Here is a 23,002-nt window from a genome sequence, read left to right on the forward strand (position 1 = left end):
ACAGGCAACACCCAAGGAGACTCCGATGTATCGATTGACCGCACTTGCGCTCGCCGCCTTGCTCGCCGGCTGCGCGAGCGCCCCCGATTTCCAGCGCCGCGCCGGCCACATCAAGAACGTGGTGGTGATCTACGCCGAGAACCACAGCTTCGACAACATGTACGGCATGTTCCCCGGCGCCAACGGCATCGCGAACGCCACGCCCGCGCAATACACGCAGCTGGGCCATGACGGCAAGCCGCTGCCCGAACTGGTCGTGTGGGGCGGCGACGGCAAGCCCAATGCCGCCTACCCGCGCATGCCCAACAAGCCCTTCCGCATCGACGCGCCGCCGTTGAACAAGCCGCCCACGCAGATCGTCCCGAGCCCGGTCCACGCCTTCTTCCACAATCAGGAGCAGATCAACGGCGGCGCCAACAACATGTTCGCGGCGATGTCCACCGTCGGCGGCTGGACGATGGGCTATTACGACGGCAGCCAGTTCCGCCTGTGGAAGTGGGCGCAGGAATACACGCTGGCCGACAACTTCTTCATGGGCGCGTTCGGCGGCTCCTACCTCAATCACCAGTACCTCATCTGCGCCTGCGCGCCGCGGCACGATACTGCTCCCGCGTCGATGCGCATCCGGCTGGACGCGAACGGCAAGCTCGAGAAGCGGCCCGGCTCGCCCGCGGCCAGCGAGGGCGCCGTGCAGGTCTTCAGCGGGGGTGGCGTGCAGGTCACGCCGGACGGCTGGTCGGTCAACACGACGCAGCCGCCGTGGCAGCCGAGCGGCGTGCCCCCTGCGGCCAATGGCCCGCTCAACGCGGCCGACCCCGCCGGCAATGCCGCGCAGGGCGTGCCGTTGCCGCCCCAGACCACGCCGACCATCGGCGACCGCCTGAGCGCGCGCGGCATCTCGTGGGCCTGGTATGCCGGTGCGTACAAGCAGGCGCTGGCCGACGGCGAGCAGCCCGCGAGCGTGAAGCGCAAGATCATCTACGAGCGCGCCGACAACTCCCCGGCCTTCCAGCCGCACCACCAGCCGTTCAACTATTACGCGCGCTTCGCGCCAGGCACCGCCGACCGCGCGAAGCATTTGCTCGACGGCTCGGACTTCGAGCGCGACATCGCGGCGGGCACGTTGCCGGCGGTGAGCTTCTACAAGCCGGCAGGGCGGGACACCCAGCACCCGTCGTACACCGACATCATGACCGGCGACATGCACATCGACGGGCTGCTGCAAAAGCTGCGCGCGAGCCCGCAGTGGAAGGACATGCTCGTGATCGTGACGTACGACGAGAACGGCGGCTATTGGGACCATGTGCCGCCGCCGACGGGCCCGGGCTGGGGCGACAAGTTCGGCCCCGGCACGCGCATCCCCACGCTGCTGATCGGCCCGACGGTGCGCAAGCACCATGTCGACTCGACGGCGTACGACACGACCTCCATCCTGAAGTTCGTGACGAAGCGCTTCGGCCTCGAGCCGCTGCCCGGGGTGCGGGAGAAGATGGGGGACTTCAGCTCGGCGCTGGAGTGAGGGTGGCGGCGGACCGGGGTGGGGCCAGGGCTTCTTGAACGCAGAGGGCGCAGAGGTTGCGCAGAGGGCGCAGAGAAGAATTCAAGGAAATCCAGGAATTTAAAAACCTGAATTCCTTTTGTGTTCCTTTGGCATTTCTCTGCGTCCTCTGCGCAACCTCTGCGCCCTCTGCGTTCAAAAAGCCCGGCCGCGCCGATGTCGAGTCAAACGCACATCCAAAGCGAATGCTGGGTAAAAATCGGGTAAACCTCGGTAAACCGCCCGTTTGGGCGCAGGAACGGGCCTACATTGGATTGCGTCGGCGGCTTATGGCTGTGCCACGGGGTGTGCGTCACGCTGGCGCCACCCGGGCGAATGCATCGCGCAACCATCGCGGCTGCCGGCCTCCCATAAGAAGGAAACCTGAATGCAAGCGCAGCCCCCGGTCGATCCGCCCACCCACGAACCGCTCCCCGGCGAGCCGCCCCGCAGGAAACTGAGCCGGCGCGCTTCCATCATCGGCGCGGTGGTCGCATTGCTGGTGGTCGCGGGCGTCGGCTGGCTCGCGTGGGACCTCACCCACCCTGACAAGACGGCATCGGCACCCGGGGGACCCGGCGGCCCGGGCGGTCCGGGCGCCGGCGGGCCTGGCGGGCCTGGCGGTGGTGGACGCGGCCGCGGCGCGGCGACGACCGTGGGCGTGGCCATCGCCGAGAAGACCGACATCCCCATCGTCATGGACGCGCTGGGCACCGTGGTGCCGCAAGCCTCCGTGCGCGTGCGCCCGCAGGTGTCGGGCGTGCTGCAGCAGGTCCTCTTCAAGGAAGGCCAGATGGTGCGCAAGGGCGAGCTCATGGCCACCATCGACCCGCGCCAGTTCGAGATGGCGCTGCAGCAGGCCTCGGGCCAGCGCATGCGCGACGAGGCGCAGCTGCAGGCGGCGCAGGTCACGCTGCAGCGCTACCGCACGCTGCTGCAGCAGGATTCGATCGCGCGGCAGGACGTGGACACGCAGGCGGCGCTCGTGAAGCAGCTCGAAGCCACCATCGTGGTGGACAAGGCGAACGAAGGCACGGCGCGATTGAACCTCGGCTACACGCGCATCGTCGCGCCGATCGCCGGGCGCGTGGGCCTGCGCGCGGTGGACGTGGGCAACGTGGTGAACACGAGCGATGCGAACGGCATCGGCCTCATCACCGCGATCTCCCCCATCGACGTGGAATTCGCGGTGCCGCAGGACCAGGCGCCGCTGCTCCAACAGAATGCGGGCGCGGCGATGGAGGCCAAGGCTTTCGACCGCACGCGGCAGACCGTGCTCGACACGGGCGTCTTCGCGTCGCTGGACAACCAGGTCGACACGCAGACCGGCACGGTGCGCGCCAAGGCGCGCTTCAACAATGCGAAGCTGCAGCTCTTTCCCAGCCAGTTCGTGAACCTGCAGCTCAACGTGCGGGTGATCAAGGACGCCGTCGTCGTGCCTGTCTCGGCCCTGCGCCACGGCAATGCGGGCGACTACGTGTTCGTGCTGAAGGAAGACCGCACGGTGTCGCAGCGCCCGGTGACCAAGGGCCAGGCGACCGTCGACAAGGTGCAGATCGCGACCGGCCTGCAGGTCGGCGAACGCGTCATCACCGAAGGCGCGGACCGGCTGCGCGACGGCTCGCGCGTGGTGCTGCCGGGCGATGCGCCCGGGGCCGGGCGCGGGCAAGGGCAGGGCGGCGGGCGACGGCGCAGTGCCGAAGGCGCTTCCGCGCCGCAGGCGGGAGCTTCGGGTTCCGCGGAAGCGCCCGTTGCAGCCGGTGGCGACTCCGAGCGCCGCCAGCGCTCGCGCACCCCGGCCGCCAGCGGCCCGGCGGACGCCACGCCGCAGAACGGCCCCGCGCAGGCGCAGCGCCGCACGGCAGGTTCCGCGCCGGCGGGGGCGCCTGCCGCCGCCGGAACCCCGCTGAGCGACAAGCCCACCGCCGAGCAGCGCCAGCGCCTGCTCGACTCCGCCAAGGACGACCCGGAGCAGCTCGCGCGCCGCAAGAAATTCCTGGACGCGCTGGACAAGGGCGACCCGCAGGCCGTGGAGCGCTGGCACATGATGCAGCAGCGACGCCGCGAAGGCGGAGGGGCCGGCCAGTGATCCCTCTCGCGCGGGGGCTCTGATGTCCCCATCCCGTCCTTTCATCCTGCGGCCGGTCGCGACCTCGCTGCTGATGGTGGCCATCGTGCTGGCCGGCATCGTGGGCTTCAAGTTCCTGCCGCTGTCCGCGTTGCCGCAGGTCGACTACCCGACCATCCAGGTGCAGACGCTCTACCCGGGCGCGAGCCCCGAGGTGATGGCGCAGACCGTGTCCGCGCCGCTGGAGCGGCAATTCGGGCAGATGCCCGGGCTCTCGCGCATGAGCTCCACCAGCGCGGCGGGCGTCTCGATCGTCACGCTGCAGTTCGGCCTCGGCCTCGCGCTCGACGTCGCGGAGCAGCAGGTGCAGGCGGCCATCAACGCCGGTGCGTCCCTGCTGCCGGCGGACCTGCCCGCGCCGCCGGTGTACGCGAAGGTGAACCCGGCCGACGCGCCGGTACTCACGCTCGCGATCACCTCCGATTCGCTGCCGCTCACCGACGTGCAGAACATCGCCAACACGCGGCTCGCGCTGAAGATCAGCCAGGTGAACGGCGTGGGCCTCGTCACGCTGTCGGGCGGGCAGCGTCCGGCGGTGCGCATCCAGGTGGATACGCGCGCGCTGGCCTCCTATGGCCTCACGCTCGACAACGTCCGCACCGCGATCACCGCGGCCAACGCCAACGGCGCCAAGGGCAGCATCGACGGGCCGACGCGCGCGTACACCATCAACTCCAACGACCAGCTCGTGGCGGCGGAGGACTACCAGAAGCTCATCGTGTCGTTCAAGAACGGCGCGCCGGTGCGCCTGTCGGACATCGCGAAGGCGGTGGAGAGCGCGGAGAACGTCAAGCTCGGCGCCTGGGCCGTGATCCACGGGCAGCTCAAGCCCGCGATCATCCTGAACGTGCAGCGGCAACCGGGCGCGAACGTCATCGCCACCGTCGATGCGATCAAGCAGCGCCTGCCCGAGCTCACCGCGGGCCTTCCGGCCCAGCTGAAGGTGGACGTGCTGAGCGACCGCACGACCGGCATCCGCGCCTCGGTGGAGCACGTGCAGATCGAGCTGATCCTCGCGGTGGTGCTGGTGGTGCTGGTGATCTTCGCCTTCCTGCACAGCCCGCGCGCGACGCTGATCGCGAGCCTGGCGGTGCCGATCTCGCTGATCGGCACCTGCGGGATGATGTACCTGCTCGGCTACAGCCTGAACAACCTGAGCCTCATGTCCCTCACCATCGCGACGGGCTTCGTCGTGGACGATGCCATCGTGATGATCGAGAACATCTCGCGCCACATCGAGGACGGCGAGCCGCCGATGCAGGCGGCGCTCAAGGGCGCGACGGAGATCGGCTTCACCATCATTTCGCTGACGGTGTCTCTGATCGCGGTGCTGATCCCGCTGCTCTTCATGGGCGACGTGGTCGGGCGCCTGTTCCGGGAGTTCGCGGTGACCCTGGCGATCACCATCCTCATCTCTGCCGTGGTTTCGCTCACGCTCGTGCCGATGATGTCCGCGCGCTGGCTCACCGCGCACCCGGGCGGCGAGAAGGGCCTGGGCGGAAAGATCCAGCGCATGTTCGACCGCGTGGTGGACAAGTACGACGGCATGCTCGTGTGGGTGCTGGATCGCGAGAAGCTCACCCTGCTCGTGGCGCTGGGCACGCTGGTGCTCACCGTGCTGCTGTACCTGTGGATCCCCAAGGGGCTGTTCCCCACGCAGGACACGGGGCAGCTGCAGGCGCGGGTGGAGGCGTCGCAATCGGTCTCCTACACCGCGATGGCGCAGATGCAGCAGGAAGTCGCGCGGTTCATGATGGAGGACCCGGACGTCGAGACGCTGTCGAGCTTCGTCGGCGTGGACGCTGCCAACAACACCATGCTGCATACCGGCCGCATGCTGATCAACCTGAAGAAGAGCCACGACGACCAGCAGGCCGTCATGGACCGACTGCGACGCCAGGCGCAGCGCGTGCCGGGCATCACCCTGTACCTGCAACCGACGCAGGACCTCACCATCGACGCCGAAAGCGGGCCGACGCAATACCGCGTGTCGCTCGAGGGCGCGGACAACGCGCTCGTCACGCAATGGTCGACGCGCCTGGTGGAGAAGCTGAAGGGAGAGCCCAAGGTGCGTAACCCGGTGACGGACTCCGATGCGTCGAGCGCCGCCGTCTACGTGGACATCGACCGCGACACCGCCGCGCGCCTGAACATCTCCGCCGCCGACATCGACGCCGCGCTCTACAGCGCGTTCGGCCAGCGCATCGTCTCGACGATCTTCACGCAGACCAACCAGTACCGCGTGATCCTGGAGGCGCGGCCCGACGGCGCGGCCTCGCCGGCGACGCTCGGGATGGTGCAGCTCAAGAGCTCGTCCGGCGACCCGATTCCGCTGTCCTCCGTCGCCAACATCGTCGAGCGGCGCGCGCCGCTGCAGATCACGCACGTGTCGCAATACCCCGCGACGACCATCGGTTTCGACACCGCGCCGGGGGTGTCGCTCGGCACGGCGGTGGACGCGGTCCGCGCGGCGGCGAAGGACATCGAGCTGCCCAACAGCGTGTCGCTGACCTTCCTCGGCGCCTCCGGGGCATATGAAGCGTCGCTTTCGAACCAGCTCTGGCTGATCCTGGCCGCGGTGATCTGCGTGTACATCGTGCTGGGGGTGCTCTATGAGAGCTACATCCACCCGCTCACGATCCTTTCGACGCTGCCGTCCGCGGGCGTGGGCGCGCTGCTCGCGCTGCTGGTGAGCGGCAACGGGCTGGGCGTGATCGGGATCATCGGCATCATCCTCTTGATCGGCATCGTGAAGAAGAACGCGATCATGATGATCGACTTCGCGATCGAGGCGGAGCGCAACGAAGGCAAGAGCCCGCGCGAGGCGATCCACCAGGCGGCGCTGCTGCGCTTCCGGCCGATCCTGATGACGACGCTGGCGGCGCTGTTCGCGGCCGTGCCGCTGATGCTGGGCTGGGGCGAGGGTGCCGAGCTGCGCCGACCGCTGGGCCTCGCGATCTTCGGCGGATTGATCGTGAGCCAGCTGCTCACCTTGTTCACGACGCCGGTGATCTACCTGGGGTTCGATGCGTTGGGGCGGCGGTGGGGCAGGAAGTCACCCTCCGTCCAACCCGAGGGCCGCGCATGAACCTCTCGGCGCCCTTCGTCAGCCGCCCGGTCGCCACGGTGCTCCTCACCATCGGCCTGGCGCTGTCGGGTGTGGCCGCGTTCTTCATGCTCGCGGTCGCGCCGCTGCCGCAGGTGGACTTTCCCGTCATCTCCGTGAGCGCCAGCCTGCCCGGCGCGAGCCCGGACACGATGGCGACCAGCGTGGCGACGCCCCTGGAGCGGCGCCTGGGCGTGATCGCGGGCGTGAACGAGATGACGTCGAGCAGCGGCACCGGCTCGACGCGCATCAGCCTGCAGTTCGACCTGAATCGCAAGATCGACTCGGCCGCGCGCGAAGTGCAGGCGGCGATCAACGCGGCGCGGGCGGACCTGCCCGCGAACCTGCGCAGCAACCCGACCTACCGCAAGGCGAATCCGTCCGCGGCGCCGGTCGTCATCCTCGCGCTCACATCGCCCACCTTGTCGCCGGGGCAGATCTACGACGCCGTCTCCAACGTGGTGCAGCAGAAGATCTCGCAGGTGCAGGGCGTCGGCGACGTGGAACTCGGCGGCGGCTCGCTCCCCGCCGTGCGCGTGGACCTGCTGCCCTTCGCGCTCAGCCGCTACGGCGTGAGCAGCGAGGACGTGCGCGCGGCGCTGCAGGCGAGCAGCGCGAACCGGCCCAAGGGCACGATCGAAGGCAACGGGCGGCAGCTGCAGATCTACACCGGCTCCGGCACCAGCGACCGCAAGCGGCCGATGGCGTCGGACTATCGGGGCCTCGTCGTCGCGTGGCGCAACAACGCGGCCATCCGGCTGACCGACGTCGCGGAAGTCACCGACAGCGTGGAGAACATCAACACGCTGGGCCTTTTCAACGGCGACCCGGCGGTGATCGTGCTCGTCACGCTCGCGCCCGGCGCGAACGCGATCGAAACGGTCGACAGCGTGCGCGGCCTCCTGCCCGAGCTGCAGGAGCAGCTGCCGCATGCGATCAAGCTGCAGGTCGCGAGCGACCGCACGACGTCCATCCGCGCCTCGCTGCACGAGGTGGAGCTGACGCTCGCCATCGCCATCGCGCTGGTGGTGCTGGTCGTGAGCGCCTTCCTGCGCAGCACCCGCGCGACCATCATCCCGGCGGTCGCCACCGTCGTCTCGCTGCTCGGCACCTTCGGCGTGATGTACCTGCTCGGCTTCTCGCTCAACAACCTGAGCCTGATGGCGCTCACGGTGGCCACGGGCTTCGTCGTGGACGACGCGATCGTCGTGCTGGAGAACACCAGCCGCCACATCGAGGCCGGCATGGACCGCTTCAAGGCCGCGCTGCTCGGCGCGCGCGAGGTCGGCTTCACCGTGCTGTCGATCAGCCTGTCGCTGGTGGCGGTGTTCATCCCGCTGCTCTTCATGGGCGGGCAGGTCGGGCGGCTCTTCCGCGAATTCGCGGTGACGCTGTCGGCGGCCGTGATGATCTCCCTCGTGATCTCGCTCACCACCACGCCGATGATGTGCGCCTGGCTGCTGCGCCCCGATGCGAAGAAGCACGAGCCCGGGCGCATCTCGCGCGCATTCGAACGCGGGTTCAAGGGCGTGCAGCGTGCCTACGAGCACAGCCTGGACTGGGCGCTGTCGGCGCAGTGGCTGGTGCTGCTGATCCTCGCGCTCGTCATCGGGCTGAACGTGTACCTCTTCATGATGGTGCCCAAGGGCTTCTTCCCGCAGCAGGACACGGGGCAGATCAACGGCGGCCTGCGCGCCGACCAGAGCATCTCCTTCCAGGCCATGCAGGAAAAACTCAAGCAGCTCGTCGCCATCATCAAGGCCGACCCGGCGGTCGACACCGTGGTCGGCTTCACGGGCGGCTCGCGCGCGGGCGGCGGCTTCCTGTTCATGAACCTCAAGCCCGCGAACCAGCGCGACGTGAAGGGACAGGCCGTGATCGCGCGGCTGCGCCCGCAGCTCGCGAAGATCACGGGCGTGAGCCTGTTCCTGAACCCGGTGCAGGACCTTCGCATGGGCGGGCGCCAGAGCAACAGCACCTACCAGTACACGCTCAAGAGCGACAACATCGCCGATTTGCGCGCCTGGGCCACGAAGCTCGCCGAATCCATGAAGAACCAGCCGGAGCTGACCGACGTGGACACGGACCAGCAGGAGAACGGCGTCGAGACCTATGTGCAGGTGGACAAAGACTCGGCCGCGCGGCTGGGCATCAACTCCCGCGACGTGGACAACGCCCTGTACAACGGCTTCGGCCAGCGGCAGGTGGCGACGATCTACGACGAGCTGAACCAGTACCGCGTGATCATGGGCGTGGCGCCGATGTACACGAAGAGCCCCGGTGCGCTCAACGACATCTACGTGCCCGCGCGCGGCACCACGGGCAGCATCGCGACGCCGGTCAATTCCAGCGCGAGCACGACGAGCACGGCGGCGTCTTCGCGCGTCTCGGTCAACCCCGCGCTGCGCGACCAGTCCTCCGGCCAGGCGGTGAACACCACGGTGGACACGATGGTGCCGCTCTCGGCCATCGCGAAATTCTCCGAACGGCCGACCGCCAGCTCCATCAACCACCAGGATGCGGAGCTCGCCACCACCATCTCGTACAACCTCGCCGAAGGCAGCACGCTGCAGGACGGGCAGGACGCCGTGAAGGAGGCCGAGGCGCAGATCGGCATGCCGATCAACGTGCGCGGCAGCTTCCAGGGCACGGCGCGCGCGGCGCAGGATTCCCAGAAGGAGCAGCCGATGCTGATCCTCGCGGCGCTGGTGGTCATCTACATCGTGCTGGGCGTGCTCTACGAGAGCCTCGTGCACCCCATCACCGTGCTATCCACGCTGCCGTCGGCGGGCATCGGCGCGGTGCTGGCCCTGCTGATCTTCAAGATGGAGCTGTCCATCATCGCGCTCATCGGGTTGTTCCTCCTGATCGGCATCGTGAAGAAGAACGCCATCCTCATCATCGACTTCGCGCTCGACGCGGAGCGATCGCGCGGGCTCTCGCCCTATGCGGCTGTGCGGGAGGCCTGCCTGCTGCGCTTCCGCCCGATTCTCATGACGACGCTGGCCGCCGGCCTCGGCGCGCTGCCGCTCGCGATCGGCTTCGGAGAAGGCGCCGAGCTGCGCCGGCCGCTGGGCATCTCCATCATCGGCGGGCTGATCGCGAGCCAGGTGATCACGCTGCTCACGACGCCGGTCGTCTACCTCCTTTTGGACAAGCTGCGCCGCCGCAGCCCGCTCGAGCGCCAGCTCGGCCGGCATCACGACGCCGCGCCGGAGCCACAAAGCACATGAAACCCGTTCCACATCGAATCACCTGCGTCGCCCTCGCGGCGTCCCTCCTGCTCGCGGCCTGCGCCGTCGGGCCGACCTACCAGCGCCCCACGGTGGAGACGCCCGCCGCCTTCAAGGAAGGGCGGGGCGAATGGGTCAAGGCCGTGCCTGCCGATGCGCTGGAACGCGGGCCGTGGTGGGAACTGTTCAACGATCCGGAGCTCACGGCGCTCGCATCGCAGGTCGAGGTGTCCAACCAGAACGTCGCCGCGGCGGTTGCCTCGTATGCGCAGGCGCGCGCGCTCGTCGCGCAGCAGCGCGCGTCGCTCTTCCCGACCGTCGACCTGAGCCTGGGCGCCAACCGCAGCGGCGGCCGCGGCGACACGGCCGAGCGCAGCAGCTACCAGGTCGGCATCGGCGGCAGCTGGGAGCCGGACGTGTTCGGGCGCCTGCGCCGCGGCGTGGACAGCGCACGCGCGGGCGCGCAGGCCAGCCTCGCGGACCTGCAGGCGGCCAGGCTGGCGTCCCAGGGCGAGCTGGCGATCAACTACTTCAACCTGCGCCAGCTCGACGCCGCGCGCGCGCTGCAGGCGGACACCATCGAGGGCTACCAGCGCTCGGTGAAGATCACGCAGAACCGCTACGACGCGGGCATCGTCGCGCGCACGGACGTGCTGCAGGCGCAGACGCAGCTCGCGAACGCGCAGGCCGAGCAACTAACGCTGGAGCGGCAGCGCGCGGTGCTGGAACATGCCATCGCGGTGCTGGTGGGCAAGGCGCCGGGCAACTTCTCCATCGCGCCGCGGCCGGTGTTCGCGGGGATGATCCCCGACATCCCCTTCGACGTGCCGTCCACGCTGCTGCAGCGCCGCCCCGACATCGCCGCGGCCGAACGCCGTGCGGCACAGGCCAACGAGCAGATCGGCATCGCGCAGGCGGCGTACTTCCCGAGCCTGCGCCTCACGGGCAACATCGGCGCGGCGTCGGCCACCATCGGCGACCTGTTCAGCACATCGGCGCTGGTGTGGTCGCTCGGCGCCTCGCTCGCGCAGTCGATCTTCAATGCGGGCGCGACGCGCGCGCAGGTGGAAGGCGCGCGCGCCGGGCTGGAAGAGGCCGCGGCGCGCTACCGCCAGACGGTGCTCGCGGCCTTCCAGGACGTCGAGGACCAGCTCGTCGCCTCGCGGGTGCTGCAGCAGCAGCTCGCGCTGCGCCAGCAGGCGGCGCAGGCCGCGACGCTGGTGGAGCAGCAGGTGCTCAATCGCTACCAGGCCGGGCAGGTGAGCTACACCGAGGTGGTGACGGCGCAGGTGACTGCGCAAAATGCACGCCGCGCGCTGGTGCAGGCGCAGTCGGACCGCCAAGTTTCGGCGGTAGCGTTAATTCAGTCACTGGGCGGGGGCTGGCGGGGCTTGTAGCGCGGCAGGGCCGGGCATAGACTGGTCCGCGGCCATCGCAGGCCGCGGAGGGATTCCATGCCGATCCATTCCATAGAGACGCTCACCGAAGCCTTGCCCGGTGACAACGCGCTGCTCGCCATCGCCCGCAATCTCGCCGCGCAGCCGCCGGGCATCGTGCTCGCCACGGGGCAGGCGACCAGCGGCAAGCAGACCATGCTCATGGCCCTGGCGCAGATGCTCGCCAAGCCCGGCCAGGAGGTCGTCCTGTTCAGCGCCAGCGACCGGCCCCGCGAGTTCGACATGTTCCAGCCGCTGCCCAGGGGCTGGCGGCACCAGATGGTGGCCGGCGGGCGTGACGGATGGGAGGCGGCGCTGCGTGACGCGAGTCCCTCCGCATTGGTCGTGCTCGTGTTCCTCGACCGCGAGAGCGCGCCGGCCTTCTGGCAGATGGCGCCGGGGCGCTGGCTGCTCGCGACCGTGGAGACGCCCCTGCTCGGACAGGACGTCGCGTATGCGCTGCGCGAGATGAATGTGAGTTACGAAGACTTCCTCGCGCGCGTGCGCTGCGTCTGGTCGCAGTTCCTGCTCCCGCAGATCTGCGAGGCGTGCGCCCAACCGGCAAGCCTGGCGCCGAGCGAGCTCGATTACCTCTTCCCGGGCACCCAGGCGCCTGCGTCGCTGCGCAGCGCGCGCGGCTGCGCCACGTGTTCCGGCCGCGGGAGCGTGGGGCGCCTGGCCGCGAGCGAAGTCGTGCTCATCACGGACGCGGTGCGGCCGGCCGTTTCCGCCGCCCTCAACGAGGGCACGGCGCTGGAAGGCGACCCGGGCTGGCACCTCACCGTCCACCAGCAGGCGCGGCGCTTGCTCGAGGAGGGCGGCATCGGCGTGGATGTGTACCGCGACGCGATCCGGCGCAACCCGCTGCTGCGCGCGCAGAACATGCTGGAGCGCGAACGCGCGCACTCTTCGCGGCTGGGCAGCGTGTTCGAAAAGTTCGTGTCGCCGGAAGTCAAGCGGCGGTTGATGGACAGTCGCACCATCGACTCGGTCGTCAACGGCGAATCGCGCGAGGTGACCTGCCTCTTCTGCGACATCCGCGGCTTCACCTCGCGCGCGGAGTCGCTCGCGCCGGACCAGCTGTTCATGGAGCTCAATCGCTACTTCGCGGTGGTGGTGGACTGCGTGCTCACCCATGAGGGAACCATCGACAAGTTCATCGGGGACGCGGTGATGGTGGTCTTCGGCGCGCCGCTCGCGCAGCCGGACCAGGCGCAGCGCGCGCTCTCCTGCTCCCTGGCGATCCGCGATCGCGTGGGCGCATTCAACGCGGCTCATCCGTCGAACACCCCGATCGCCGTCGGCATGGGCATCAATTCCGGCACCGCGATGGCCGGCTGCATCGGCACCGACAAGCGCATGGAATACACCGTGCTCGGCGATGCGGTCAACACGGCGGCGCGGCTGGAGTCGCGCGCCAAGGCCGGGCAGGTGCTCGTGAGCGCGACCACGCGCGCGCTGGTGGGCGATGCCTTCAGGTTCGGTGCGCCGCGATCCTTCGAGCTGAAGGGCAAGGCGGCGGACGTGGAGGCGTCCGAGCTGCTTTCGTCCGCCTAGCGCGGCGCAGGCAGGAGGCGGAAGGCGGCGGCACCTGCCGCGAGCATCACCGCGGTCGTCAACATCACGGCCTCGAACGGGTCCACGCCGTGCGCGGCTCCGACGGTGGCCGCGACGCCGGTGAGCCACTGCATCAGCGCAATGCCCAGGAACATCGCCATCGTGAACACGGCCATCGCGCGGCCCGTGAGGGCCTCGGGGTAGGCGATGCGCACGTCGGCGTACTGCAGGATGATGTAGCCGGTGAGGAAGGACACGACTAGTGCGATGGCTACCGCAAGCGCGGCGACATGCACGAACGCGAGCACCGCGAACAGCGCGGCCATCGCCGCGGTGAAGCCCGTGATCCACCCCCGCCGCGCGCCGTTCGGATCGAAGCGCCCGAAGAGGGGCGGGCCGAACAGGCTGACGATGGACACCGCGAGTGCGACATTGCCGCTTGCGACCAGCGAGAAGCCGTAGCGTTCGATCAGGAGGGGGCCGAGCCACAGGCCACGCAAGGTGATGAACGATGCGTATGTCACGGAGCCGAGCGCCACGATGCCCCAGGTATGGGGCAGCGCGAAGAGCGAGCCGAATTGCCTGACGGCCTGCATCACCGTCTCCCCACCGCGGTTGCGCGCGGCGGCCTCTTCGCGCACGAAGATGAACACCGCGATCCACGCCAATGCCGAACCCGCCGCCAGCAGCAGGAATCCGTTGCGCCAGGAGCTGTGCTGCACCACCCACGCGAGCGGCGTCGCGGTGAGCAGCATGCCGATGCCGCCGATGCCCATCACCAGGCCCGACACCGAGGCGAAGCGCGCGACCGGGAACCTGCGCGCGATGAACACCGTGCACACGAGGAAGGCCGGCGCGCAGCCGACGCCGATGAGCGCCTGCCCGGCGACGACGACCCAGAAGTCGTGTGCGAGCGCGGAGAGCAGGGCGCCGGCCACCGCCACCGGGAACGCGGCGAGGATGGTGCGGCGCACGCCGTGCAGGTCGATGCCGATGCCCATGAAGAGCTGCATCGCGCCGAAGGTGAAGTGGAAGGTGCCCGCGAACACGCCGAGCTGCTGCGGCGTCAGGCTGAAGTCCGTCTTCAGCTGCGAGGCCATCATGGCCGTGACGGTGCGAAAGGCCTGGCTGAGCGCGAAGGCGCTGGCCAGCGCGATCAGCATCACCCAGGTGGCCCGCCGGCCGTCGGCGGGCGTCACGCCTGGTGCTGCCCCATGAGCGAGAGCATCCCCGCTTCCAGGCCTTCCATGCGGCTGGCGAGCTGCGGCGCCGATTGCTTGGAGAGCTTCATGTATTGCTGGAAGGTGCCGAGCAGCGACGCGCGGCTGCCGTGGTGCAGCAGCATGCTCGCGAGCGCGGCCTGCAGCACCTGCACCTGCGCGGTGAGCGCGAGCTGGTTTTCCATCAGGCCGTTGATGTTGTCGCTGTACATCGCCAGCATCTCCTGCATCTGCTTCGCTTCGTCGTCCATGGTGGCCTCGCCCGTATCAGGAAGACGCCGCCGGGGGCGGCGTCTTGGGTTGGTAGTCGCAGTATTGGATCACGGCGCACTCCCAGCAGCGCGGCGTGCGTGCCACGCACACGTAGCGGCCGTGAAGGATGAGCCAGTGATGCGCATCCGCCATGAATTCCTTCGGCACCCGCTTCATCAGTTTCTGCTCGACCTCCAGCACATCCTTGCCGGGCGCGAGGCCCGTGCGGTTGGCGACGCGGAAGATGTGCGTGTCGACGGCCAGCGTTTCTTCCCCGAAGGCGACGTTGAGCACGACGTTCGCGGTCTTGCGGCCGACGCCCGGCAGCGCTTCGAGCGCCTCGCGCGTGCGCGGCACGCGCCCGCCGTGCTGCTCGACCAGGATGGCGCAGGTCTTCATCAGGTTCGCGGCCTTGGTGCGAAAGAGGCCGATGGTCTTGATGTAGTCCTCGAGCTTCGCCAGCCCGAGGTCCAGGATGGCTTGCGGCGTGTTGGCGACGGGGAAGAGCCTGCGCGTCGCCTTGTTGACGCCGACGTCGGTCGCCTGGGCGGAGAGCAGCACGGCCGTGAGCAGTTCGAACGGCGTCGTGAATTCCAGCTCCGTCGTGGGCAGGGGATTGGCTGCGCGCAGGGTGGCAAAGAAGGGGGCTATGTATTCTTTTCTCACTGGCTTTCAATTCAAGGACGCAGAATTCGCAGAGGTTACGCAGAAGGAATGCAGAAAAGACAAAACTGCATTTGATTTTTTCTTGTCTTCATTCTGCGTAACCTCTGCGAATTCTGCGTCCAAAAACGATAATGCCGTCATGAAGTTCAATTTCGACAATCCCTATCCCACCACCCGCCTGCCGGTCTTCGCGCGCAATGCGGTCTCCACCTCGCATCCCCTCGGCTCGCAGGCCGGCCTGCGCATGTTGTGGAAGGGCGGCAACGCGGTGGACGCCGCGATTGCCGCTGCGGCCGCGATGACCGTCGTGGAGCCCGTGAGCAACGGGCTGGGCAGCGACTCCTTCGCCATCCTGTGGGACGGCAAGGAACTGCACGGATTGAACGCCTCCGGCCCGGCGCCCGCCGCGTGGTCGGTCGACTACTTCAGGCGCAAGTACGGCAGCGATGCGAAGGCGCCGCCCAAGCGCGGCATCGATTCCATCAGCGTGCCCGGCGCGGTCGCGAGCTGGGTGGCGCTGAGCGAGCGCTTCGGCAAGCTGCCCTTCGCCGACCTGCTGGAGCCCGCCATCGAGATCGCGGAGCGCGGCTACCTCATGCCGGTCGTCGTGCAGCAGAAATGGGCCGCGGCGACGCAGGAGCTGGGCTCGCAGCCCGGCTTCGCGCAGTCGTTCCTGCCCTGGGGCCGCGCGCCCGAGGTCGGCGAGCTGTTCCAGTTCAAGGGCGCGGCGCGCGGCCTGCGTGCGATCGCCGAGACGAAGGGTGCTGCGTTCTACGGCGGCGAGATTGCACAGGCCGTCGAGAAGTTTTCCACCGCGAACGGCGGCAGCCTCACCGCGAAGGACTTCGCGTCGTACAAGCCCGAGTGGGTCACGCCTATCGCGAAGAACTACCGCGGGTTCACCATGCACGAGATCCCGCCCAACGGGCAGGGCATCGCCGCGCTGATGGCGCTGGGCATCGTGGAGCAGTTCGACCTCGCCGGCATGAAGGTCGACGGCGCGGACTCGCAGCACGTGCAGATCGAGGCGATGAAGCTCGCCTTCGCGGACGTCTACCATCACGTCGGCGACAGCATGAGCGTGACCTCGCAGCAGCTGCTGGACCCGACCTACCTCGCGAGCCGCGCGAAGCTGATCGACATGAAGCGCGCGCAGGATTTCAAGGCGGGCAACCCGGTCAAGGGCGGCACCATCTACCTCACCGCCGCCGACGAGAGCGGGATGATGATCTCCTTCATCCAGAGCAACTACATGGGCTTCGGCTCCGGCTGCGTCGAGCCGACCTTCGGCATCAGCCTGCAGAACCGCGGCCATGGCTTCAGCCTGGTGAACCCGGCCAACCTCGTGGCGCCGGGCAAGCGGCCCTTCCACACGATCATCCCCGCGTTCCTCTCGAAGGACGGGCAGCCCGTGATGTCCTTCGGCGTGATGGGCGGCAACATGCAGCCGCAGGGCCACATGCAGACGCTGGTGCGCATGATCGACTACAAGCAGAGCCCGCAGGCCGCGTGCGATGCGCCGCGCTGGCGCTTCAACGCGGGGATGGAAATCAACGTGGAACACCAGATGGACGCCGGCACCGTCGAGGAACTCAAGCGCCGCGGCCACAAGGTCGACGTGATCAACGACAGCTACCAGGACTTCGGCTCGGGCCAGTTCATCTGGCGCGCGGGCGACCCCTCGCGCGAGGGCTATGTCGTGGCGTCCGATTCGAGGCGGGACGGCCTGGCCGCGGGCTTCTAGAGCGCGCGTGAAGTTGTTCCGTAAGCATGCAACCCGTCACACGGGTAACAAACGCTTGCGACTTTCCTTAGAACTTAGGAGCTAGCAACGGCGTGCAGCCGTGCTGGAAGCCGCTAGGCTCACCCGTTAGAACGTAACACCGGGAGACATCCATGTTTTCAAAGGCAGGCATCGCGGCGGTAATCTGGGCTGCGGCCGTCTCCGTCCACGCACAGGACAAGATCATCGTCGGCCAGTCCGCGCCGCTCACCGGCGGCAATGCGCAATTCGGCAAGGACATCCGTGACGGTGCGAATGCATATTTCGAATCGGTCAACGCCAAGGGCGGCATCGGCGGCAAGCCGATCGAGTTGTTGTCCATCGACGACAAGAACGACCGCAAGACGGCCGGCGCCAACGCGAAGACGCTGCTCGAGAACAAGAACGTCGTCGCGCTCTTCGGCTTCGCCTCGGCCACGTTGAGCCTCGACGCGATCCCGCAAGCCGAAGCGAAGGAGGTTCCCTTCTTCGCGCCGTTCTCCGGCGCGAACCCGGTGCGCGTGAACAACCCTGTGCTCTTCACCGTGCGCGCATCCTACGGCGACGAGATGGAGAAGATCCTCAAGTTCTGGACCAGCCTGGGCCTCAAGCGCGTCACCGTCGTCCACTACGACGACGAGGTCGGCAAGCAGAACCTGGAAGTCGTCGTCAATTACCTGAAGAAGATCAATCTCGCGCCGCAGGCATTTCCGCTCAAGCGGAACGCCCAGGTCGGCAAGCCGGAGATCCAGGCCCTGATCGCGCAGCAGCCCGAATTGATCCTCACGACGGTCCTCTCGGGCGCGGCTGCGCAGATGCAGAAGTCGCTGGTGGAGATGGGGCGCGTCATCCCGACGTCGAGCCTGTCCTTCGTCGGTGCGGACCAGTTCATCGTGGCGGCGGGGCCGGCCAGCGCGGGCGTGTCGATCTCGCAGGTCGTGCCCAACCCGAATTCGCAGATTCCCGCCGTGCGCGAATGCGCGAAGGTGATGGAAGCCGCGGGCATGAAGGGCATGAACAGCACGCAGCTCGAGGCGTGCTTCGCGGCGAAGGTGCTGACCGAAGGCATGCGGCGCGCGAAGAAGCCCGTCACCGCCAAGACGCTGCTGGAGGCCCTGACCAACCTGGGCGCGTATGACCTCGGCGGCTACAAGATCACCTTCGGCGCGGGCGCGCAGCACGGCAGCAAGTTCGTGGACCTCGCGATGGTCACGCGCGACGGCCGCTTGATGAGCAACTGAAAACCCTGAGATCGCGACGGGCCACGGGCGGGCAGAATGCTGCCCATGAATTTCAAGCTCGTTCGACGCACTTTGCTGTGCGCCTTCAGTGTTCTTGCCTGGGCGCTCGCACTTCCTCCCCACGCGGGCGCCCAGCCCGCCAGTCGCCCGCCGATCGAAGCCTTCTTCCAGAACCCCGCCTTCGCCGGCGGCGAGATGTCGCCCACGGGCGCGCACGTCGCCCTGCTGGTCGCTTCCAAAACCACGGGCCGCATCCAGCTCGTGGTCGTGGACACGGCGAAGTTCACCGCCAAGGCCATCGCGAGCTACACCGATGGCGACATCAACAGCGTCCATTGGATCAGCGACAAGCGGCTGGTCTATAGCGTGTACGACTTCAAGGCGGGCATCGGGGAGCGCGCCAACTATGTCAGTCCGGGCCTGTTCGCGGTGGACTTCGACGGGACGGGCGACAAGCAGCTCGCGCGGCTCGATTGGGGGATGGAGCGCTCCGTCGGTGACCGCCAGCTGATGGACCCGACCACGCGCTTCGTCGCGGCCACCAACAACGTGAACTCGGACGACATCTTCGTCACGCAGGCGCGGTTCAGCGACACCACGCACGAGCTGGAGGCGCTCACCCTCTATCGCCTGAACACGCGCACCGGCATCGCGAGCCCGTACAACCGGCCCGGCAAGTCCACGGCGTGGTACATGGACGCCAAGGACGTTCCGCGCGCGACCGTGACCGAGGAGGCAGGCCGCGGCGCGGTGTACTACCTGGACCCGGAGAAGAACCAGTGGACGAAGCTCGTGGAATACGACGCTGTCACGGGCGAGGACCGCATGACGCCGATCGGCTTCGCGCCGGACGGTTCGCTCTTCGTGCGCCAGCAGCGCGGCGCGGCGGGAACCTCCGCGCTGTACCAGTACGACTTCAAGGCGCGCGCCGTGGACCCGGCCCCCGTGGTCGGCGTGGCGGGGCACGATTTTCGCGGACAACTCCTCTCGGACGGCAAGCGCCTGCTGGGCATCCGGTACGTCTCGGACGCCGAGGCCACGGCCTGGTTCGACCCCGAGCTGAAGCAATTGCAGGCCACCATCGACAAGGCGTTGCCCGGTGCGGTGAACCGGCTGGACGTGCCCGACAGGGCCGAGACGCCGGTGGTGCTGGTGCAGTCGTTTTCCGACGCGAACCCCGGGACCTACTACATCTACAACCGGCAAACGGGGAAGTTCACGGAGCTCGGCCAGGTGATGCCGGGCATCGATGCGAAGCAGATGGGCCAGCGCGACTTCGTCCGCTACAAGGCGCGCGACGGGTTGGACATTCCGGCGTGGCTCACGCTTCCGCCGGGCGCGAAGGGCAGGAAGCTGCCTCTGGTGGTGCTGGTGCACGGCGGCCCGTACATCGGCGCGTCCAGCTGGGAGTGGAAGGCCGAAAGCCAGTTCCTCGCGACGCGGGGCTACGCCGTGCTCGAGCCTGACTTTCGCGGAACGCGCGGGTATGGCATGCGGCACTTTCGCGCCGGCTGGAAGCAGTGGGGCCTCGCCATGCAGCATGACCTGGCCGATGGCGCGCGCTGGGCGGTCGACAAGGGCATCGCAGAGCCCTCGCGCATCTGCATCGCCGGCGCGAGCTACGGCGGCTATGCGACCTTGATGGGGCTGGTCAACGACCCCGACCTGTACCGCTGCGGCGTCGAGTGGGCGGGAGTGACCGACATCGACCTCATGTACTCCGTGACCTGGAGCGACTTCGGCTCGGAGTTCAAGACCTACGGCATGCCGGTGCTGGTGGGCGACCGCGAGAAGGATGCCGAGCAGCTCAAGGCGACGTCGCCGCTGCTGCAGGCGTCACGCATCAAGCAGCCGCTGCTGATGGCCTATGGCGGCGCGGACAGGCGTGTGCCCATCGTGCACGGCGTCCGGTTCCGCGACGCCGTGCAGAAGACCAACCCGGCCGTCGAGTGGATCGAATACACCGACGAGGGCCATGGCTGGCTGAACCCGAAAACGCGCGTGGACTTCTGGAGCCGAGTCGAGAAGTTCCTGGACAAGAACATCGGCGCGAAGCCCTAGCCGCGCGCTGCCCCGGCGCCGGGGCGTTCACTCCAGCTTGATGTTGGCCTCCTTGATGAGCGCGCCCCACTTGGCGTGCTCCGCCTTGATGTGCGCGGCGAACTGCTGCGGGTTGCCCGGCGTGACTTCGCTGCCGTCGAACTCGAGCTTCTCCTTCACCTCGGGCCGCGCAAGCAGCTTGAGCGTCTCGCTGCTGATGCGGTTGACGACATCCGCCGGCATACCCGCGGGGCCGACGAGCCCGAGCCACGTCGTCGCGGCGAAGCCCGGATAGCCCTGCTCGGCCACCGTCGGCACCGCGGACATCGAGCCCAGGCGGCGCGCGGAGGTGACGGCCAGCGCGCGGATCTTGCCGCCCGCGAGCTGCGGCATCACCGACGGGCTGCTGCCGAAATACGCCGGCACCTGCCCGCCGAGCAATTCGTTCATCGCCGGGCCCGCGCCCTTGTACGGCACCTGCATGATCTGCGCGTGGATCTGGCGCTCGAGCAGTTCGCCCGCGAGGTGGCCGACCGTGCCGTTGCCCGCCTGCGCGATGCCGATGGCGCCGGGCTTGGCCTGCGCCGCCTTCACGAAATCCGCGAAGGTCCTGTAGGGCGAATCCGCGCGCACGACGAGCACCACCGGCTGCTCGGAGATCGCGACGATGGGCGTGAGGTCCTTCAGCGGGTCGAAGGGCATCTTCGCGTAGAGCGACGGATTGATCGCGAGGTTGGACGCCTGGCCCATGCCGATCGTGTAGCCGTCCGGCGCGGACTTCGCGACGAAGTCGATGCCGATGTTGCCGCCCGCGCCGGGCTTGTTGTCCACGATGACGGTCCAGCCCAGCACGGTGGTGAACTTCTCGGCGATGAGGCGCGAGGCCGTGTCCGTGCCGCCGCCGGGCGGGAAGGGCACGACGAGGCGGATCGGCTTGCCGGGCCAGCCGGCCTGCGCGAACGCGCGCGGGAAAACGCCGGCCGCGAGGGCGGCGGCGATGAGGTTGCGTCGATACATTCGTCTTGTCTCCTTGATGATCCGGGGGGTTCGCTCAACGCAGGTTGCGCGCGAAGAGCGCCAGCAGCCTTTCCCAGTGCCGCTCCGCGCTCGGCTCGTGGTAGACGCCCTTGCGCTGCGGGAACACGAAGCCGTGTTCGGCCTTGGGGTACCACTCGATGGTGTAGGGCGCGCCACTGCCTTCGAGCGCGGCGGCCAGTGCGTCGATGTCCTTCTTCGGCGCCCACTTGTCGATCTCGGCGCACGCGAAGTAGCTCTCGCACTTCAATTTCGCGGCCAGGCGGTGCGGGGAATCGGGCGCGTCCGTCGCCATGCCCGCGCCGTGGATGGAGGCGATGGCCTGGAAGCGGTCCGGGAAGTTCGCGGCTGCGGCGACGACGAAAGGGCCGCTCATGCAGTAGCCGACGGCGCCGATGCGCGACGCGTCCGCCTCGGGCTGTGCGTCGACGAATTTCAGCAGCGCGCCGGTGTCGCGCACGTTGAGCGCGGTGGTGGTGGCGCGCATGTGCTCGAACATCACGGCCATCGCGGCTTCGGTGCGTTCGCGCAGCCAGTAATCGCGCGTGCGGCGGTAATAGAGATTGGGCAGCACGACGTAGTAGCCGGCCACCGCGAGGCGCCGCGCCATGTCGTGCAGTTCTTCGCGCTTGCCCGGCGCGTCCATGTAGAACAGCACCACGGGGTGCTTGCCGCCATCGGGATAGACGACGAAGGAATTCATCGCGCCGTCGGGCGTGGGGATGTCCAGTTCCTTCTCGATCAGCGTCATGGCGCGCGTCTCCGGCAGCGTGGGTTCAGGCTCATCGATTGTGCCCCTCAGCCGGTAGTCCGGTGCCTACCTGCAAACCCTTGCATCACCGACGCGGCGCAGCACCCGGGCCGCCCATGATGACGCCAAGGCTGCGAAAGCGGCGTGTTGTAAAGGAAGAGCCATGCAAACATTGATCAGTGTCTTCGACGACCGTGCCACGGCGCGACGCGCCATCGAGCGCCTCGTGGATGCGGGCTTCTCGCGCAGCGACCTTCACCTGCAGGAGCCCGTCGCCGGCGACACGCCGACGACCGCCGCCGCAGCCTCCGACGCACAGGACCGCGCCCTGGGCGACATGGCGATGCACACCGCCGAGCGCGAAGTCGCCGTGGACCGCGGCGTGCTGGAGTCCATCGGCAACTTCTTCGTTAGCTTGATGGGCAAGGACCACAAGCGGCGCGCGGGCGCCTATTCCGAAGCGGTGCGCCGCGGCGGATCCGTCGTGGTGGTGGATGCCCGCGACGACGCGCAGGCCGAAAGCGCCGCTTTGCTGATGCACGAACTCGGCGCCGTGGATGTGACGGACCGCGCCCACCAGTGGAAAGACGAGGGCTGGGACGGCGACACCGACCTGGGCGACCACGACGTGACGCGCCCGGGCGTGCATGCCTTCATGCGCGACGGCAAGATGCCGCTGCGCGACTACGTGGCGCAGCGCCGCACCGACCAGCCGGCGGTGCAGCGCTATGCGAACACCGAACGCCCGCCGGAAACGCTGGAGGACCGCGCGGGCCGTGTGTCCACCGAGCGAGCCTTCGCCTTCGGCGATGCGCCGCGCAACGAGATGCGCGACGCGGACGGCAAGCCGAGCCGCGGCGACCGCGAGTAAATCGCTTTCTATTTGATTCTGAACGCCGGCGCAACGCCGGCGTGCTTTCGTTCGTCAGCGCTGCGCGTGTACAGGAGCGGCGCTGGCGCGCCGAGGGGCGGGTGCCTTCGGTTTTGGGGTGGCACGCCCCCAGGGATTTGGGGTCAGATCCGATTTTCGGAGATGAT

General features: G+C 68.3%; 15 protein-coding genes. 10 read left to right on the forward strand and 5 right to left on the reverse strand.

Going from position 1 to position 23,002, the window contains the following annotated elements; translation table 11 throughout:
• Positions 1 to 25: 25 nt before the first annotated feature.
• The 6 genes from acpA to I5803_RS01220 all read left to right on the forward strand — a co-directional run bounded on the left by acpA (position 26) and on the right by I5803_RS01220 (position 12,997).
• Positions 26 to 1,519 carry an acid phosphatase gene (acpA, locus tag I5803_RS01195; protein ID WP_196984601.1) on the forward strand — a complete coding sequence of 498 codons (1,494 nt, stop codon included), beginning with the start codon at positions 26 to 28 and terminating at the stop codon, positions 1,517 to 1,519.
• Between the two features lie 406 nt (positions 1,520 to 1,925).
• Entirely contained in the window at positions 1,926 to 3,626 is a 1,701-nt protein-coding gene (locus I5803_RS01200; RefSeq protein ID WP_196984602.1) for an efflux RND transporter periplasmic adaptor subunit, read from the forward strand.
• Between the two features lie 22 nt (positions 3,627 to 3,648).
• Positions 3,649 to 6,753 carry an efflux RND transporter permease subunit gene (locus I5803_RS01205; RefSeq protein WP_196984603.1) on the forward strand — a complete coding sequence of 1,035 codons (3,105 nt, stop codon included), beginning with the start codon at positions 3,649 to 3,651 and terminating at the stop codon, positions 6,751 to 6,753.
• Positions 6,750 to 10,004 carry an efflux RND transporter permease subunit gene (locus I5803_RS01210; RefSeq protein WP_196984604.1) on the forward strand — a complete coding sequence of 1,085 codons (3,255 nt, stop codon included), beginning with the start codon at positions 6,750 to 6,752 and terminating at the stop codon, positions 10,002 to 10,004. The genes I5803_RS01205 and I5803_RS01210 overlap by 4 nt, the downstream gene beginning before the upstream one ends.
• Positions 10,001 to 11,401, forward strand: coding sequence for an efflux transporter outer membrane subunit (locus tag I5803_RS01215; protein ID WP_196984605.1), 1,401 nt, complete (start codon positions 10,001 to 10,003; stop codon positions 11,399 to 11,401). The genes I5803_RS01210 and I5803_RS01215 overlap by 4 nt, the downstream gene beginning before the upstream one ends.
• A gap of 57 nt (positions 11,402 to 11,458) precedes the next feature.
• The gene (locus I5803_RS01220; RefSeq protein WP_196984606.1) at positions 11,459 to 12,997 is read left to right on the forward strand and encodes an adenylate/guanylate cyclase domain-containing protein; all 1,539 of its coding nucleotides are present in this window, start codon (positions 11,459 to 11,461) and stop codon (positions 12,995 to 12,997) included.
• Here the strand turns inward: I5803_RS01220 and I5803_RS01225 are convergent.
• From I5803_RS01225 to nth, 3 genes are read right to left on the reverse strand one after another with little or no spacing between them, the layout of a single operon-like run.
• A complete protein-coding gene (locus I5803_RS01225) occupies positions 12,994 to 14,160 on the reverse strand; it encodes an MFS transporter (RefSeq protein ID WP_196988421.1) in 1,167 nt (388 codons plus the stop codon). The genes I5803_RS01220 and I5803_RS01225 overlap by 4 nt on opposite strands.
• A gap of 32 nt (positions 14,161 to 14,192) precedes the next feature.
• On the reverse strand, positions 14,193 to 14,468 hold the full coding sequence (locus I5803_RS01230) for a hypothetical protein (protein ID WP_196984607.1): 276 nt from the start codon (positions 14,466 to 14,468) through the stop codon (positions 14,193 to 14,195).
• Between the two features lie 16 nt (positions 14,469 to 14,484).
• Positions 14,485 to 15,135: an endonuclease III gene (gene nth, locus I5803_RS01235; protein WP_196984608.1), complete on the reverse strand. Its 651-nt coding sequence runs from the start codon at positions 15,133 to 15,135 to the stop codon at positions 14,485 to 14,487.
• 139 nt (positions 15,136 to 15,274) lie between these two features.
• Between nth and I5803_RS01240 the strand changes: the two genes are divergently transcribed.
• The 3 genes from I5803_RS01240 (at position 15,275) to I5803_RS01250 (ending at position 20,199) form a co-directional block, all read left to right on the forward strand.
• Positions 15,275 to 16,879, forward strand: a complete 1,605-nt coding sequence (locus tag I5803_RS01240) for a gamma-glutamyltransferase family protein (RefSeq protein ID WP_196984609.1) — start codon at positions 15,275 to 15,277, stop codon at positions 16,877 to 16,879.
• Between the two features lie 152 nt (positions 16,880 to 17,031).
• On the forward strand, positions 17,032 to 18,138 hold the full coding sequence (locus tag I5803_RS01245) for an ABC transporter substrate-binding protein (RefSeq protein WP_196984610.1): 1,107 nt from the start codon (positions 17,032 to 17,034) through the stop codon (positions 18,136 to 18,138).
• A 45-nt stretch (positions 18,139 to 18,183) separates the two neighbouring features.
• A complete protein-coding gene (locus I5803_RS01250) occupies positions 18,184 to 20,199 on the forward strand; it encodes an alpha/beta hydrolase family protein (RefSeq protein ID WP_196984611.1) in 2,016 nt (671 codons plus the stop codon).
• A 27-nt stretch (positions 20,200 to 20,226) separates the two neighbouring features.
• On the opposite strand, the gene I5803_RS01255 is transcribed toward I5803_RS01250, so the two are convergent.
• On the reverse strand, positions 20,227 to 21,195 hold the full coding sequence (locus I5803_RS01255) for a Bug family tripartite tricarboxylate transporter substrate binding protein (protein ID WP_196984612.1): 969 nt from the start codon (positions 21,193 to 21,195) through the stop codon (positions 20,227 to 20,229).
• 34 nt (positions 21,196 to 21,229) lie between these two features.
• Complete coding sequence (locus I5803_RS01260; protein WP_196984613.1) at positions 21,230 to 21,964, reverse strand: dienelactone hydrolase family protein; 735 nt, start codon at positions 21,962 to 21,964, stop codon at positions 21,230 to 21,232.
• 163 nt (positions 21,965 to 22,127) lie between these two features.
• Here I5803_RS01260 and I5803_RS01265 point away from each other — a divergent pair, with 163 nt between their 5' ends.
• Positions 22,128 to 22,835 carry a hypothetical protein gene (locus I5803_RS01265; RefSeq protein ID WP_196984614.1) on the forward strand — a complete coding sequence of 236 codons (708 nt, stop codon included), beginning with the start codon at positions 22,128 to 22,130 and terminating at the stop codon, positions 22,833 to 22,835.
• Positions 22,836 to 23,002: the final 167 nt, after the last annotated feature.

Origin of the sequence: Caenimonas aquaedulcis (assembly GCF_015831345.1) — a bacterium.
GTDB classification, from domain to species: Bacteria; Pseudomonadota; Gammaproteobacteria; order Burkholderiales; family Burkholderiaceae_C; genus Ramlibacter; species Ramlibacter aquaedulcis.